This window comes from Pseudomonas sp. ACN8 (genome assembly GCF_002303925.1).
Taxonomy (GTDB): domain Bacteria; phylum Pseudomonadota; class Gammaproteobacteria; order Pseudomonadales; family Pseudomonadaceae; genus Aquipseudomonas.
Genome location: NZ_MRCS01000023.1, coordinates 19,622 through 32,771, shown reverse-complemented (window position 1 = coordinate 32,771; position 13,150 = coordinate 19,622). Strand labels below are relative to the sequence as shown.

12 protein-coding genes and 2 pseudogenes are annotated in these 13,150 nt (G+C 61.8%); 8 read left to right on the top strand and 6 right to left on the bottom strand.

The window, feature by feature from the left end; genetic code table 11:
- Positions 1 to 152: 152 nt before the first annotated feature.
- From BSF44_RS14780 to BSF44_RS14765, 4 genes and pseudogenes are all read right to left on the bottom strand, one after another.
- Positions 153 to 1,337, bottom strand: a complete 1,185-nt coding sequence (locus BSF44_RS14780) for a porin (RefSeq protein ID WP_095944118.1) — start codon at positions 1,335 to 1,337, stop codon at positions 153 to 155.
- A 208-nt stretch (positions 1,338 to 1,545) separates the two neighbouring features.
- A complete protein-coding gene (locus BSF44_RS14775) occupies positions 1,546 to 2,352 on the bottom strand; it encodes a sulfite exporter TauE/SafE family protein (protein ID WP_095944117.1) in 807 nt (268 codons plus the stop codon).
- Between the two features lie 12 nt (positions 2,353 to 2,364).
- Positions 2,365 to 2,514, bottom strand: a pseudogene (locus tag BSF44_RS14770) (pyridine nucleotide-disulfide oxidoreductase); the annotation flags it as partial.
- A 142-nt stretch (positions 2,515 to 2,656) separates the two neighbouring features.
- Positions 2,657 to 2,998, bottom strand: a complete 342-nt coding sequence (locus BSF44_RS14765) for a helix-turn-helix transcriptional regulator (protein WP_008052731.1) — start codon at positions 2,996 to 2,998, stop codon at positions 2,657 to 2,659.
- Between the two features lie 103 nt (positions 2,999 to 3,101).
- On the opposite strand from BSF44_RS14765, the gene BSF44_RS14760 reads away from it, so the two are divergent.
- Together BSF44_RS14760 and BSF44_RS30700 are read left to right on the top strand one after the other, a co-directional pair.
- A complete protein-coding gene (locus BSF44_RS14760; RefSeq protein WP_095944116.1) occupies positions 3,102 to 3,965 on the top strand; it encodes an MBL fold metallo-hydrolase in 864 nt (287 codons plus the stop codon).
- 15 nt (positions 3,966 to 3,980) lie between these two features.
- A pseudogene (locus tag BSF44_RS30700) lies at positions 3,981 to 4,067 on the top strand (outer membrane lipoprotein carrier protein LolA); the annotation flags it as partial.
- Here the strand turns inward: BSF44_RS30700 and bkdR are convergent.
- Positions 4,063 to 4,548: a Bkd operon transcriptional regulator BkdR gene (bkdR, locus tag BSF44_RS14755; protein ID WP_095944115.1), complete on the bottom strand. Its 486-nt coding sequence runs from the start codon at positions 4,546 to 4,548 to the stop codon at positions 4,063 to 4,065. The pseudogene BSF44_RS30700 and the gene bkdR overlap by 5 nt on opposite strands.
- Before the next feature lie 185 nt (positions 4,549 to 4,733).
- On the opposite strand from bkdR, the gene BSF44_RS14745 reads away from it, so the two are divergent.
- From BSF44_RS14745 to BSF44_RS14725, 5 genes are all read left to right on the top strand, one after another.
- On the top strand, positions 4,734 to 5,969 hold the full coding sequence (locus tag BSF44_RS14745; protein WP_095944113.1) for a 3-methyl-2-oxobutanoate dehydrogenase (2-methylpropanoyl-transferring) subunit alpha: 1,236 nt from the start codon (positions 4,734 to 4,736) through the stop codon (positions 5,967 to 5,969).
- 1 nt (position 5,970) lies between these two features.
- Positions 5,971 to 7,029, top strand: coding sequence for an alpha-ketoacid dehydrogenase subunit beta (locus tag BSF44_RS14740; protein ID WP_095944112.1), 1,059 nt, complete (start codon positions 5,971 to 5,973; stop codon positions 7,027 to 7,029).
- Positions 7,030 to 8,301 carry a dihydrolipoamide acetyltransferase family protein gene (locus BSF44_RS14735; RefSeq protein ID WP_095944111.1) on the top strand — a complete coding sequence of 424 codons (1,272 nt, stop codon included), beginning with the start codon at positions 7,030 to 7,032 and terminating at the stop codon, positions 8,299 to 8,301.
- Positions 8,302 to 8,304: 3 nt separating this feature from the next.
- Positions 8,305 to 9,687: a dihydrolipoyl dehydrogenase gene (gene lpdA / locus BSF44_RS14730; protein ID WP_095944110.1), complete on the top strand. Its 1,383-nt coding sequence runs from the start codon at positions 8,305 to 8,307 to the stop codon at positions 9,685 to 9,687.
- A 232-nt stretch (positions 9,688 to 9,919) separates the two neighbouring features.
- Positions 9,920 to 10,939 (top strand): branched-chain amino acid aminotransferase, encoded by a 1,020-nt coding sequence (locus tag BSF44_RS14725; RefSeq protein WP_095944109.1) that lies wholly within the window; start codon positions 9,920 to 9,922, stop codon positions 10,937 to 10,939.
- Positions 10,940 to 11,101: 162 nt separating this feature from the next.
- Here the strand turns inward: BSF44_RS14725 and BSF44_RS14720 are convergent, their stop codons facing one another.
- The gene (locus tag BSF44_RS14720) at positions 11,102 to 11,866 is read right to left on the bottom strand and encodes a helix-turn-helix transcriptional regulator (RefSeq protein ID WP_095944108.1); all 765 of its coding nucleotides are present in this window, start codon (positions 11,864 to 11,866) and stop codon (positions 11,102 to 11,104) included.
- 78 nt (positions 11,867 to 11,944) lie between these two features.
- On the opposite strand from BSF44_RS14720, the gene BSF44_RS14715 reads away from it, so the two are divergent.
- Positions 11,945 to 13,069 carry a cytochrome P450 gene (locus tag BSF44_RS14715; protein WP_095944107.1) on the top strand — a complete coding sequence of 375 codons (1,125 nt, stop codon included), beginning with the start codon at positions 11,945 to 11,947 and terminating at the stop codon, positions 13,067 to 13,069.
- Positions 13,070 to 13,150: the final 81 nt, after the last annotated feature.

Here is a 13,150-nt window from a genome sequence, read left to right as displayed (position 1 = left end):
TTACCTCCCGCAGGTGCGTGTGTATGAGGCACGAGTGTACGAAGTCTGTGGGGTGCGACGAATGCTACTTGGGTAGCGGGTAGCCGCTTCGATGGGATGAGACGGTTGGCGACCCTCGCCGCGATGCGCACGGCCAGGGCCACCTCCCGGGGTTACCAGGTCAGCACCGCGCCCACGGCAAAGGTGTCGGTGTCTTCGTTCTGCTCGTCGGTGTCGTGGCCGTTGATTTCGAACTGGTTGTACTCGGCCACCAGCTTGAGGTTGTCGTTGACGTCATGGAACAACGCGATGCCGCGGGTCTCGTAGTCCGCGCCGCTGCCGACCACGCCGTTGCCATCGTCATTGGTCTTGCCATAGGACAAGGCCAGGCGGTTCTTGCCCAGTTTGTAGGAGCCCTGCATCAGGTAGCCGTCGCTGTCGACGTTGCGCAGGGTCGGCTCGCCGGCATTGTTGGTGAAAAACGGGTTGATGCCCTTGGCCTGGAAACCGGACCCGGTGAGGGACAAGCCGCCCATCTTCGCCTGCACGCCGTACCCGACACCCTTGGAGGTGACGGTCTCGACCGTGGAATCGGTGTTGTCCGAGGTCTGGTAGCTGCCGTTGACCCAGCTGTAGATCTTGGCCCCGGCCAGGTCGAACTGATAGGTGACCTCGCTCTCGGTACGCGGGTTTTCCTGGTAGGCCTTGCCCGTCGGGCTGCTGTCGTTGGTGTCCACCGGGTCCATGATGCCGACCGCCACGCGCAGACCGTCCATCACCGGGGTGCGATAGGTGATCTGCGAGGTCGGGAACGGATACGGGTAACCGGTGCCGATGTTGCCGAACGACACCCCGCCGCCATCCACCAGCCCCAGCGTATCGCTGACCTGACCGTAACCGGCGAGCATTTCGTCGAGCAGGATGTTGGAACGGGCGAACAGCCCGAAGTCTTTGCCGATCAGCACTTCGCCCCACTCCGGGTTGGCCACGGTGCCGAAGAACTGCCGCACATCGATGGCGGTGTCGGTGCCGTTGGTCTGGCTGTCGTTGATGGTGACCCAGAACGAGGCGCGGGCACCGAGCTTGAGGTCGTCTACCTGCTTGCCCATGTTGAACCCCAGGTAGTTGGGCAAAAAGCCCATTTTGACCCGCGACTGTCGACGGTCGAACTGATCGCCTGCGCGGTCGACATCGCTGTTCACGTAGAAGGCGTTGATGTAGCCGTCGGTGGAGAACGTGGTCTGGTCCTTGTCGTACAGCATGATATCCGCCTCGGCCATCTGGCTCAGGCCGAGAGCAGACAGGCTGGCGATGAAGGCCGGCAGAAAACGATGCGTGACGTTCTTATTGTTGTGCATGGCGCGCTCCGAAACGGGGACTGAGTGTCGGAGGCGATTATCGAAACCTGACGAGCGGTGCCATACGCTGCCTTGGGGCTGGTTTGCAGGTGCTTTGGATGGGCCGGCGGTGCGTGACCGCTATGGTGTAAGACCGCTGGTCGGCAAGGCTCGCCACTTAGGGCGTAGGCCTGTGGACCCCACTGGCGTCCACAGGAACCGCTACCGATCAGGCGTTGGCCCTGAACAGCATGTAACCGGCGACCACGATGCAGATGCTGGCGAACCCGAGCTGCAACGCCCGCGCCGGCACCCGGGCGCAGAGCTTGCGGCCGATGATCATGCCAACGATGCTGGAGACGATGAAGGCAATGCCCAAGCCATCGATGCGCACCCCGGCATTGAACGCGCCGATCACGCCGATAGCCGAAATCAGGCTGATCACCATCAGCGAAGTGGCGATGATCCCGCGCATCTGCACGTCGGTCAGTTGCTTGAAGGCCGGGACAATCAGAAAGCCGCCGCCCACCCCCAGTAATCCCGAGACCACGCCGGTCACCGCCCCGAGCGCGGCAAGGGTCGCGGTGCATTTGGCGGTCCAGGAAAAGCGCCCGGTCTGTTGATCGAGCATGCAGTTCTTCTGGCCCCAGTTGGCCTGGCCGTGGTCGCTGGGGCCCTGGTCCTTGCGCTCGCGGCGCAACATCCGCCCGGCCACCACGACCATCAGCAGACTGAACAGGATCATCAGGATTTTTTCCGGCAACCGGTGGGCAAAGTAGATGCCCAGCGGCGAAAACACTGCGCCCAGCGCGGCGATCAGCAGCGCCGCGCGATAACGCACCAGACCATGGCGCAAACCGTCGATGGCACCGACCGCGGCCGCACTGCCCACCGCGAACAACGCCACCGGAGCGGCCTGGGTCATGCTCCAGCCCAACCCCAACACCAGCGCCGGGACCGCAAGGATACCGCCGCCGGCGCCCGTCAAGCCGAGCACCAACCCCATCACTACACCAAACAGACTTGCCAGCAACATAAGGAATTCTCAGTAGTGCCGGGAGTCGGGTTCGATCACGGTGATGTTCAGATGCGGACTACGCTTGAGCAGGCTGGCGAAAAAGCCGATACCCGCCGTACCGCCGCCGTCGATGACCACGATATCTGCACTGATGGATGGGCCCCAGTGTTGATCGTTCATTGCTTGTTCCTTTTGCTGCACTGTAGGAGCGAGCCTGCTCGCGATGGTCGCTAACGATCACGCGTGTTATCTGTATAAACGCGGTGCCATTACGTCCATCGCGAGCAGGCTCGCTCCCACAGGTTCGGTGTGTTGAACAGGATCAGGGTTGAACCCAGCTTTTAAGCACCGCCCCGCAATAAAGCCCGGAGAGGGTTTTCATCACCTGGATCACTTCGTGACTGGCGAGACCGTAAAAAATGTACTTGCCTTCACGACGGGTGGCGACCAGTCCTTCATCGCGCAGGATCCCCAATTGCTGGGACAGGGTCGGTTGACGCACGCCGGTCATTTTTTCCAGCTCGCCCACATTGCGTTCGCCCTGGGTCAACTGGCACAGGATCAGCAGGCGATCCTCATTGGCCAGGGCCTTGAGCAGCGCACACGCCTTGGAGGCCGAGGCGCGCAATTGGGCGACTTCACATTCGTTCAGACTGGATTGCATTTGCAGGATGCCTTCAACGTCACTTAAGCTGCGAACATTATGTCTTTACATAAAGTGTTGCAACCCATGACTGACTTTTCTCCCCCTGCACAGGTTCGTGTCCATGCCCGCGCTGATTGAAGCTTTCCTCGACCCCGCCTCCTCGACCTACAGCTACGTGGTCTACGAGGCCGATGGCGGGCAGTGTGCGATTGTCGACCCCGTGCTCGACTACGACGGTGCCGCCGGGCGTACCGCAACCACCCAGGCCGAGAAAATCATCGCCTTCGTCCGCACCCACAATCTGCAAGTGCAATGGTTACTGGAAACCCACGCCCATGCCGATCACCTGTCCGCAGCGCCGTATCTGCGCAGGGTGCTTGGCGGCAAAATTGCCATTGGCGAGTCGATCAGCAAGGTCCAGGACGTGTTCAAGGCGCTGTTCAATCTGGAGCCATCCTTTCGCATCGACGGTTCGCAGTTCGATCACCTGTTCACCCCCGACGAATCGTTCATGATCGGCAACCTCAAGGCGACCGCCCTGCACGTGCCCGGCCATACCCCGGCGGACATGGCCTACCTGATCGGCAACGATGTGATCCTGGTCGGCGATACACTGTTCATGCCGGACGTGGGCACCGCGCGCTGCGACTTTCCCGGCGGCAATGCCAACCAGATGTTTGCCTCGATCCAGAAACTGCTGGCCTTCCCCGCCAGCGTGCGCCTCTACGTGTGCCACGACTACCCGCCCGAAGGCCGCGCACCGGAGTGCATGACCACCGTTGGCGACCAGCGCAAGAACAACATCCACGTGCGCGACGGCATTGATGAAACCGCCTTCGTTGCCATGCGCACCCGGCGTGATGAGGGGTTGGGAATGCCGACGCTGTTGCTGCCGGCGATCCAGGTGAATGTGCGGGCGGGGAATTTGCCGCCAGCCGAAGACAATGGCGTGACCTACCTGAAAATCCCCTTGAACAAACTCTGACCTGTAGGAGCGAGCTTGCTCGCGAAAAACGTCAACGATAACGCGGCAAACCTGACGCCCCGCGGTGCCCTCAGGTTTTTCGCGAGCAAGCTCGCTCCTACGGCAACGTCAACCCATTGGCCGGCAACGGCAGCGCTGTTTTATAGCGCACCTGCTTGAGCGCAAAGCTCGAACGGATGTTCGCCACCCCCGGCACCTTGGTCAGAAAGTCCATCATGAAGCGCTCCAGCGACTGGATGGTCGGCACCAGCACCCGGATCAGATAGTCCGGGTCGCCGGCCATCAGGTAGCACTCCATCACCTCGGGGCGATCGGAAATCGCCTCTTCGAAATGCTGCAACGCCTCCTCCACCTGTTTCTCCAGGCTGACGTGAATGAACACGTTCACATGCAGCCCCAGCAGGTCGGCATCCAGCAACGTCACTTGCTCGCGAATCACCCCCAGCTCTTCCATGGCCTTGACCCGGTTGAAACACGGGGTCGGCGACAGGTTCACCGAACGCGCCAGGTCGGCGTTGGTGATGCGTGCGTTCTCCTGAAGGCTGTTGAGAATGCCGATGTCGGTACGGTCCAGTTTGCGCATGAGATAAAACCACCTGTTTTTTATGTTTATGCAGGTTTTTTATCTGCAAATGAGCTTCAAGGCAATGAAACAGAGAGAAATATTCTTCTTGGCCGGGCCTATGATTGTTGTAGGACAAGATTTCTTCTACCGAACGAAATCTGTCAGCTCACTACAAGAAATTCACAAGATCGAGCGTAGAAGCCATGACCCAAGCGTATGAACCGCTGCGCCTGCACGTCCCAGAACCCTCGGGCCGTCCAGGATGCAAAACCGACTTCTCCTACCTGCATCTGACCGACGCGGGCACGGTGCGCAAACCCCAAATCGATGTTGAACCGGCTGACACCGCTGACCTGGCCCGCGGCCTGATCCGCGTGCTCGACGACCAGGGCAACGCCCACGGCCCCTGGGCTGAAGACGTGCCGGTGGCGATACTGCGCAAGGGCATGCGTGCCATGCTCAAGACCCGCATCTACGACAACCGCATGGTGGTCGCCCAGCGTCAGAAAAAGATGTCGTTCTACATGCAGAGCCTTGGCGAAGAAGCCATCGGCAGCGCCCAGGCCCTGGCCCTGAACATCGACGACATGTGTTTCCCGACCTACCGCCAGCAAAGCATCCTGATGGCCCGCGACGTACCGCTGGTCGACCTGATCTGCCAGTTGCTGTCCAACGAGCGCGATCCGCTCAAGGGCCGGCAATTGCCGATCATGTACTCGGTCAAGGACGCCGGTTTCTTCACCATTTCCGGCAACCTCGCCACCCAGTTCATTCAAGGCGTGGGCTGGGGCATGGCTTCGGCGATCAAGGGCGACACCAAAATCGCCTCGGCGTGGATCGGCGACGGCGCCACCGCCGAGTCGGACTTCCACACCGCCCTGACGTTCGCCCATGTGTACCGCGCGCCGGTGATTCTCAACGTGGTCAACAACCAGTGGGCTATTTCGACCTTCCAGGCGATTGCCGGCGGTGAAGCCACCACCTTCGCCGGTCGTGGCGTCGGTTGCGGTATTGCCTCCCTACGGGTCGACGGCAACGACTTCTACGCGGTCTACGCCGCCTCCGCCTGGGCCGCCGAACGTGCGCGCCGCGGTCTGGGCCCAACCATGATCGAATGGGTCACCTACCGCGCCGGCCCGCACTCGACGTCTGATGATCCTTCCAAATACCGTCCCGCCGATGACTGGAGCCACTTCCCGCTGGGTGATCCGATTGCGCGCCTCAAGCAGCACCTGATCAAGATCGGCCAGTGGTCCGAAGAGGAACACGCCGCCGTCAGCGCCGAGCTGGAAGCCGAAGTGATCGCCGCACAGAAAGAAGCCGAACAGTACGGCACCCTCGCCGGTGGCCAGATTCCGAGCGCCGCGACCATGTTCGAGGACGTCTACAAAGAGATGCCGGAGCACTTGAAGCGCCAGCGTCAAGAGTTGGGGATCTGACATGAACGATCACAACAACAATATCGAGCTGGAAACCGCCATGACCACGACCACCATGACCATGATCCAGGCCCTGCGCTCGGCCATGGATGTGATGCTTGAACGTGACGACAACGTCGTGGTCTTCGGCCAGGACGTGGGCTACTTCGGCGGCGTGTTCCGCTGCACCGAAGGCCTGCAGACCAAGTACGGCACCTCCCGGGTGTTCGACGCGCCGATCTCCGAAAGCGGCATCGTCGGTGTCGCCGTGGGCATGGGCGCCTACGGTCTGCGTCCGGTCGCTGAAATCCAGTTCGCCGACTACGTGTACCCGGCCTCCGACCAGATCATTTCCGAAGCCGCCCGCCTGCGTTACCGCTCGGCCGGCGAGTTCACCGCACCGATGACCCTGCGCATGCCTTGCGGCGGCGGCATCTACGGCGGCCAGACCCACAGCCAGAGCATCGAGGCGATGTTCACCCAGGTCTGCGGCTTGCGCACGGTGATGCCGTCCAACCCGTACGACGCCAAGGGCCTGTTGATCGCCTCCATCGAAAACGATGACCCGGTGATCTTCCTCGAGCCGAAACGCCTGTACAACGGCCCGTTCGACGGTCACCACGACCGCCCGGTAACCCCGTGGTCGAAGCACCCCGCCGCGCAAGTGCCGGACGGTTACTACACCGTGCCGCTGGACGTCGCTGCGATCACCCGTCCGGGCAAGGACGTGACCGTGCTGACCTACGGCACCACCGTGTACGTGTCGCAAGTCGCTGCTGAAGAAAGCGGCGTCGATGCCGAAGTCATCGACCTGCGCAGCCTGTGGCCGCTGGACCTGGAAACCATCGTCAAATCGGTGAAAAAGACCGGCCGTTGCGTGGTGGTGCACGAAGCCACCCGAACCTGCGGGTTCGGCGCCGAACTGGTGTCGCTGGTGCAAGAACATTGCTTCCACCACCTGGAAGCGCCTATCGAACGCGTCACCGGTTGGGACACCCCTTACCCGCACGCGCAAGAGTGGGCGTATTTCCCAGGCCCGTCCCGAGTGGGCGCGGCATTGAAACGGGTCATGGAGGTCTGAATGGGCACGCACGTCATTAAAATGCCGGACATTGGTGAAGGCATTGCAGAAGTTGAATTGTCGGTATGGCACGTCAAGGTCGGCGACATGGTCGTCGAAGATCAGGTGCTGGCCGATGTCATGACCGATAAAGCGATGGTGGATATTCCGTCGCCGGTGCATGGCAAGGTCATCGCCCTTGGCGGCCAGCCGGGCGAAGTCATGGCGGTCGGCAGCGTGCTGATCAGCATTGAAGTCGAAGGCGCGGGCAACGTTAAGGAATCGGCGCAGCCGGCACCTGTTAAAGAAGCGCCCGTGGCTGCACCTAAAGTTGAAGCCGTGGCTGAAAGCAAACCGGTTGTTGCCCCGGCACCGAAAGTTGCCGTCTGCCAGGGCCCGATGGTTGCTCGCCAGGCCGATGAGCGTCCGTTGGCCTCTCCGGCCGTGCGCAAGCATGCACTGGACCTCGGCATTCAATTGCGCCTGGTACGTGGCAGCGGCCCGGCCGGTCGCGTACTGCATGAAGACCTCGACGCCTACCTGGCCCAGGGTCAGTCGAACGCCTCGACGGTCAGCAGCGCTTACATCCAGCGTACCGATGAACAGCAGATCCCGGTGATCGGCATGCGCCGCAAGATCGCCCAGCGCATGCAGGATGCCACCCAGCGTGCCGCCCACTTCAGTTATGTCGAAGAAATCGACGTCACCGCCGTGGAAGAGCTGCGCGCGCACCTCAATGAAAAACACGGCGCGGCCCGTGGCAAGCTGACGTTGCTGCCATTCCTGGTCCGCGCCATGGTCGTCGCCCTGCGCGACTTCCCGCAGATGAATGCCCGCTACGACGACGAAGCCCAGGTCATCACCCGCCTCGGCGCGGTGCATGTGGGCGTCGCGACCCAGAGCGACGTCGGCCTGATGGTGCCGGTGGTGCGTCACGCCGAAGCCCGCAGCCTGTGGGACAGCGCAGCGGAAATCGCTCGCCTGGCCACTGCCGCGCGCAACGGCAAGGCCAGCCGCGACGAACTGTCCGGCTCGACTATCACCCTGACCAGCCTTGGCGCCTTGGGCGGCATCGTCAGCACGCCGGTGCTGAACCTGCCGGAAGTGGCGATTGTCGGCGTGAACAAGATCGTCGAACGGCCAATGGTGATCAAAGGCCAGATCGTGATCCGCAAGATGATGAACCTCTCCAGCTCCTTCGATCACCGCGTGGTCGACGGCATGGACGCGGCGCAATTCATCCAGGCCATCCGTGGCTTGCTCGAACAACCCGCTACCCTGTTTGTGGAGTAACGAATGCAAACTTTGAACACCACGCTGCTGATCATCGGCGGCGGCCCCGGCGGTTATGTGACGGCGATCCGTGCCGGCCAGTTGGGCATCCCGACCATCCTGGTTGAAGGCCAATCCCTGGGCGGCACCTGCCTGAACATCGGCTGCATTCCGTCCAAGGCACTGATTCACGTTGCCGAGCAGTTTCATCAGACGCAGCACCACCATCAGCTTTCGTCCCTGGGCATCAGCGTTTCGGCGCCGACCCTCGATATCACCAAGAGCGTCGAGTGGAAGGATGGCATCGTCGATCGCCTGACCACCGGCGTCGCGGCGCTGCTGAAAAAGAACAAGGTCCAGATCGTTCAAGGCTGGGCCACAGTGGTTGACGGTAAAACCGTCGACGTCGGCGACACGCGCATCCAGTGCGAGCACCTGGTGCTGGCCACCGGTTCGACAAGCGTGAACCTGCCGATATTGCCGATTGGCGGGCCGATCATCTCGTCCACCGAAGCCCTGGCGCCGACGTCCGTGCCCAAGCGCTTGATCGTGGTCGGTGGTGGCTACATCGGTCTGGAGCTGGGCATTGCCTATCGCAAGCTCGGCGCCGAGGTCAGCGTGGTGGAAGCGCAGGAACGCATCCTGCCGGCCTACGACGCCGAACTGACCCAGCCGGTGCACGACGAACTGAGAAAACTCGGTGTGAAGCTTTACTTGAAACACAGCGTTCAAGGCTTTGATTCAAAAGAAAATACTTTGCAAGTACTGGCCCCGAACGGCGCGACCCTGAACCTGGAAACCGATCAGGTGCTGGTGGCCGTCGGTCGCAAGCCGAACACCCAGGGCTGGAACCTCGAAGCGCTGAACCTGGACATGAACGGTTCGTCGATCAAGATCGACCACCGCTGCCAGACCAGCATGCGCAACGTGTATGCCATCGGTGACCTGAGCGGCGAACCGATGCTCGCCCACCGGGCCATGGCCCAGGGCGAGATGGTCGCCGAGCTGATCAGCGGTAAGTCCCGCGAGTTCAACCCGACCGCCATCGCCGCCGTGTGCTTCACCGACCCGGAACTGGTGGTGGTCGGCAAGACCCCGGACGAGGCCAAGGCCGCAGGTTGGGACTGCATCGTGTCGAGCTTCCCGTTCGCCGCCAATGGCCGGGCGATGACCCTGGAATCGAAAAGCGGCTTCGTGCGGGTGGTCGCCCGCCGCGACAATCATGTAATTGTCGGCTGGCAGGCGGTGGGCGTTGGCGTGTCGGAATTGTCCACGGCGTTTGCGCAAAGCCTGGAGATGGGCGCGCGGCTGGAAGACATCGGCGGCACCATCCATGCGCACCCGACGCTGGGTGAGGCGGTGCAGGAAGCGGCGTTGCGGGCGTTGGGACATGCGTTGCACCTGTAACTGAGGGTGGCAGGGATGGCCCCATCGCCAGCAGGCTGGCTCCCACAGTTGGAATGCGTTCCCCTGTGGGAGCTAGCCTGCTAGCGATTTCTTGAGGCCAGCGCGAATTATCTGCCTGCCATCCGATAGTCCGGGCTGCGAAACAGGCCCGGAATGAAGTATTGTTGTCCCCATCCAAAAAACGTCAGAAGCCTTGAACCGTTTCGACGGTTGTTCAGTGATAGAGGGTGTCATGGGTAACGAAAGCATAAATTGGGACAAGCTGGGTTTTGACTACATCAAGACCGACAAGCGCTATCTGTCGTATTTCCGCAATGGCGAGTGGGACAAAGGCACCCTGACCGAAGATAACGTGCTGCACATCAGCGAAGGCTCCACCGCCCTTCACTATGGCCAGCAGTGCTTCGAAGGCATGAAGGCCTATCGTTGCAAGGACGGCTCGATCAACCTGTTCCGCCCGGACCAGAACGCTCTGCGCATGCAGCGCAGCTGCGCCCGCCTGCTGATGCCGACAGTCGACACCGAGCAGTTCATCGAAGCCTGCAAGGCCGTGGTCCGCGCCAACGAGCGTTTCATCCCGCCGTACGGCACCGGCGGCGCGCTGTACCTGCGCCCGTTCGTGATCGGCGTGGGTGACAACATCGGCGTGCGTACCGCCCCCGAGTTCATCTTCTCGATCTTCTGCATCCCGGTCGGCGCCTACTTCAAGGGCGGCCTGACCCCGCACAACTTCCAGATCTCCAGCTACGACCGCGCCGCGCCACAAGGCACCGGTGCCGCCAAGGTCGGTGGCAACTACGCCGCCAGCCTGATGCCGGGTTCCAAGGCCAAGAAAGCCCACTTCGCCGACGCCATCTACCTGGATCCGATGACCCACACCAAGATCGAGGAAGTCGGTTCGGCCAACTTCTTCGGGATCACCCACGACAACAAGTTCGTGACCCCGAACTCGCCGTCGGTACTGCCGGGCATCACCCGTCTGTCGCTGATCGAGCTGGCCAAGACCCGTCTGGGCCTGGAAGTGGTTGAAGGCGATGTGTTCATCGACAAGCTCTCCGACTTCAAGGAAGCCGGTGCTTGCGGTACCGCGGCGGTGATCACGCCAATCGGCGGCATCGACTACAACGACCACCTGCACGTGTTCCACAGCGAAACCGAAGTCGGCCCGGTCACCCAGAAGCTCTACAAAGAGCTGACCGGCGTGCAAACCGGCGACATCGAAGCGCCAGCGGGCTGGATCGTCAAGGTTTGACCTGACGCCACACGCACAAAAGCCCCCCATCGGGTGACCGATGGGGGGCTTTTTTGTTTGCATTGTACTGACAAACCCACCCCGCCCCCTGTGGGAGCGAGCCTGCTCGCGATGACGGCATTTCATTCAACACAAAGACAACTGGAATACACGTATCGTCAGTCAGCGAATATTCCCGAACTCCACCGATTCTGCTGCAGTTTTCGAAACTTTGACATTACCCTCAACCACCAACGGCAACCCGATTCCAAACCGCCTTCCAAACTCCTTGCGCCCCAACGCCGTCAACGCCAACGCCCGACTGTCCAGATCCTGGGTCACCCACTTGCGCTTGAGCGCCGTTTGCAACACTGCCGCGCCCAGCGACCCGCCCAGATGTGGCCGACGCATGCTCCAGTCCAGGCACGGGCAGGCAAAGCGGCGGCGCAAGGTGCTCAAGTCCTGTACCTCGATCCCGAGCCTTTGAAACATTGCCGTACCGCTGTCGCTCAAGCGATAGGCCTGTTCGTCGGTTTCCTCAAGCCAGCCCGCTTCAAGCATCCGGTCATGCAGCAGCACGGCCAGGGTGCCGGCCATGTGGTCGTAGCAGGTGCGGGCAAACTGCAGGCGGTCCGGGGTGCGCGAGTTAAAGGCCGGCGCAGCGTTTTGGCCAATCACCATCAATGCCTCCAACGCCCGGGCCACACGCTTGTCCGCCAGGCTGTAATAGCGATGACGGCCCTGAACGTGCAACCGCACCAGCGCCAGCTCCTTGAGTCTGGCCAGGTGGGCGCTGGCGGTCGATGCACTGACTTCGGCCACCGCCGCCAGTTCGGTGCTGGTGCGGGCGTGGCCGTCCATCAGCGAACAGAGGATTTTCGTCCGCGCCGGCTCAGCGATGGCCGCCGCCACTTGAGAAACACCGATGTCATGTCGTTCTACGTTCATATTTCGCTCCCGGACGAATCATCGCCTGTTCGGACTGGAGATAGTAGCAACACTTCCCGACAACAAAAGGCTGCGACCATGGACCCGATCACCGCTGCGACTCACACCGATCCTTATCCTTGCTATGCGCAATGGCGCGCCGAGGGTGGGCTGGTTTTTCACCAGAGCCTGAACCTGTGGGTCGCCAGCAGTGCCCACGCTGTGGCGGCTGTGCTGGCGCATCCTGACTGCCACGTTCGTCCGGCCTCCGAACCCGTGCCCAAGGCCATTGCCGACGGCATGGCCGGCAAGGTGTTTGGCCAATTGATGCGGATGAATGAAGGCGAACGCCAGCATTGCCCCCGTTCGGCAATCCAGCCGGAGCTGCAATTGATCGATGCGCAGGCAGTCGAGACATTGGTTGCAGCGCGCCTGATCACGCCGGGCGCGGACGGGATACAGGCCGCCATGTTCCGCGGCCCGGTCTGTGTAGTTGCAACGCTGCTGGGTTTTTCACCGGCACAGGGCCGCATCATCGCCGAGCTGACCGCGGATTTCGTCGCCTGCCTGTCACCGCTCAGCACCCCGGCACAACTGGTCGTCGCCGACGCTGCCGCCGAGCAACTGAGCGGCTACTTTGTCGAGTTGCTGGATGAACAGGCCGATCAAAGCCCCCTGCTCGCCGGCATCCGCCAGCGCTTTGCCTCGACATCCGCGCCATCCGAAGTGCTGATCGCCAACCTGATCGGTCTGCTGTCCCAGACATACGACGCCACGGCCGGATTGATCGGCAATGCCGTTCTGGCCCTGATGCAAAACCCGTCGTTGCGGCACGATGCGATGCATATCGGTGACCTGATCGCCGAAGTCCAACGCTTCGATCCCTCGGTACAAAACACCCGGCGCTTCGTCGCAACGCCTTGCGAAATAGAGGGTGTGAGCCTCAATCCTGGCGATGTGATTCTGGTGCTGCTGGCCTCGGCCAATCGAGATCCACAGCTCAATGACCGAGCCGACAACTTATGCCTCGACCGCGCGCAGCGCCGCAGCTTCACGTTCGGGGCGGGGCGTCATCACTGTCCGGGGCAGGCGCTGGCTCTGAGCATCGCCATCGCCTCAGTCAGGCAGATACTGGCGGTGAACCCTGAGCTGGACCTGGATTGGCAGTACCGCCCGTCACTGAACGGGAGGGTGCCCCTCTTCAAGGATCTGCCGGCAGCCTGATAATCGTTGCCGATTGCCCTGCACATCACACTCGCCAGTACGCGGCACGGAACCGAACGCGCGGTGCCCGGATCACATCAG

Coding starts and splice junctions, on each gene's coding strand:
- BSF44_RS14780 (WP_095944118.1), bottom strand. CDS start 1,337: ATGCACAACAATAAGAACGTCACGCATCGTTTTCTGCCGGCCTTCATC.
- BSF44_RS14775 (WP_095944117.1), bottom strand. CDS start 2,352: ATGTTGCTGGCAAGTCTGTTTGGTGTAGTGATGGGGTTGGTGCTCGGC.
- BSF44_RS14765 (WP_008052731.1), bottom strand. CDS start 2,998: ATGCAATCCAGTCTGAACGAATGTGAAGTCGCCCAATTGCGCGCCTCG.
- BSF44_RS14760 (WP_095944116.1), top strand. CDS start 3,102: ATGCCCGCGCTGATTGAAGCTTTCCTCGACCCCGCCTCCTCGACCTAC.
- bkdR (WP_095944115.1), bottom strand. CDS start 4,548: ATGCGCAAACTGGACCGTACCGACATCGGCATTCTCAACAGCCTTCAG.
- BSF44_RS14745 (WP_095944113.1), top strand. CDS start 4,734: ATGACCCAAGCGTATGAACCGCTGCGCCTGCACGTCCCAGAACCCTCG.
- BSF44_RS14740 (WP_095944112.1), top strand. CDS start 5,971: ATGAACGATCACAACAACAATATCGAGCTGGAAACCGCCATGACCACG.
- BSF44_RS14735 (WP_095944111.1), top strand. CDS start 7,030: ATGGGCACGCACGTCATTAAAATGCCGGACATTGGTGAAGGCATTGCA.
- lpdA (WP_095944110.1), top strand. CDS start 8,305: ATGCAAACTTTGAACACCACGCTGCTGATCATCGGCGGCGGCCCCGGC.
- BSF44_RS14725 (WP_095944109.1), top strand. CDS start 9,920: ATGGGTAACGAAAGCATAAATTGGGACAAGCTGGGTTTTGACTACATC.
- BSF44_RS14720 (WP_095944108.1), bottom strand. CDS start 11,866: ATGAACGTAGAACGACATGACATCGGTGTTTCTCAAGTGGCGGCGGCC.
- BSF44_RS14715 (WP_095944107.1), top strand. CDS start 11,945: ATGGACCCGATCACCGCTGCGACTCACACCGATCCTTATCCTTGCTAT.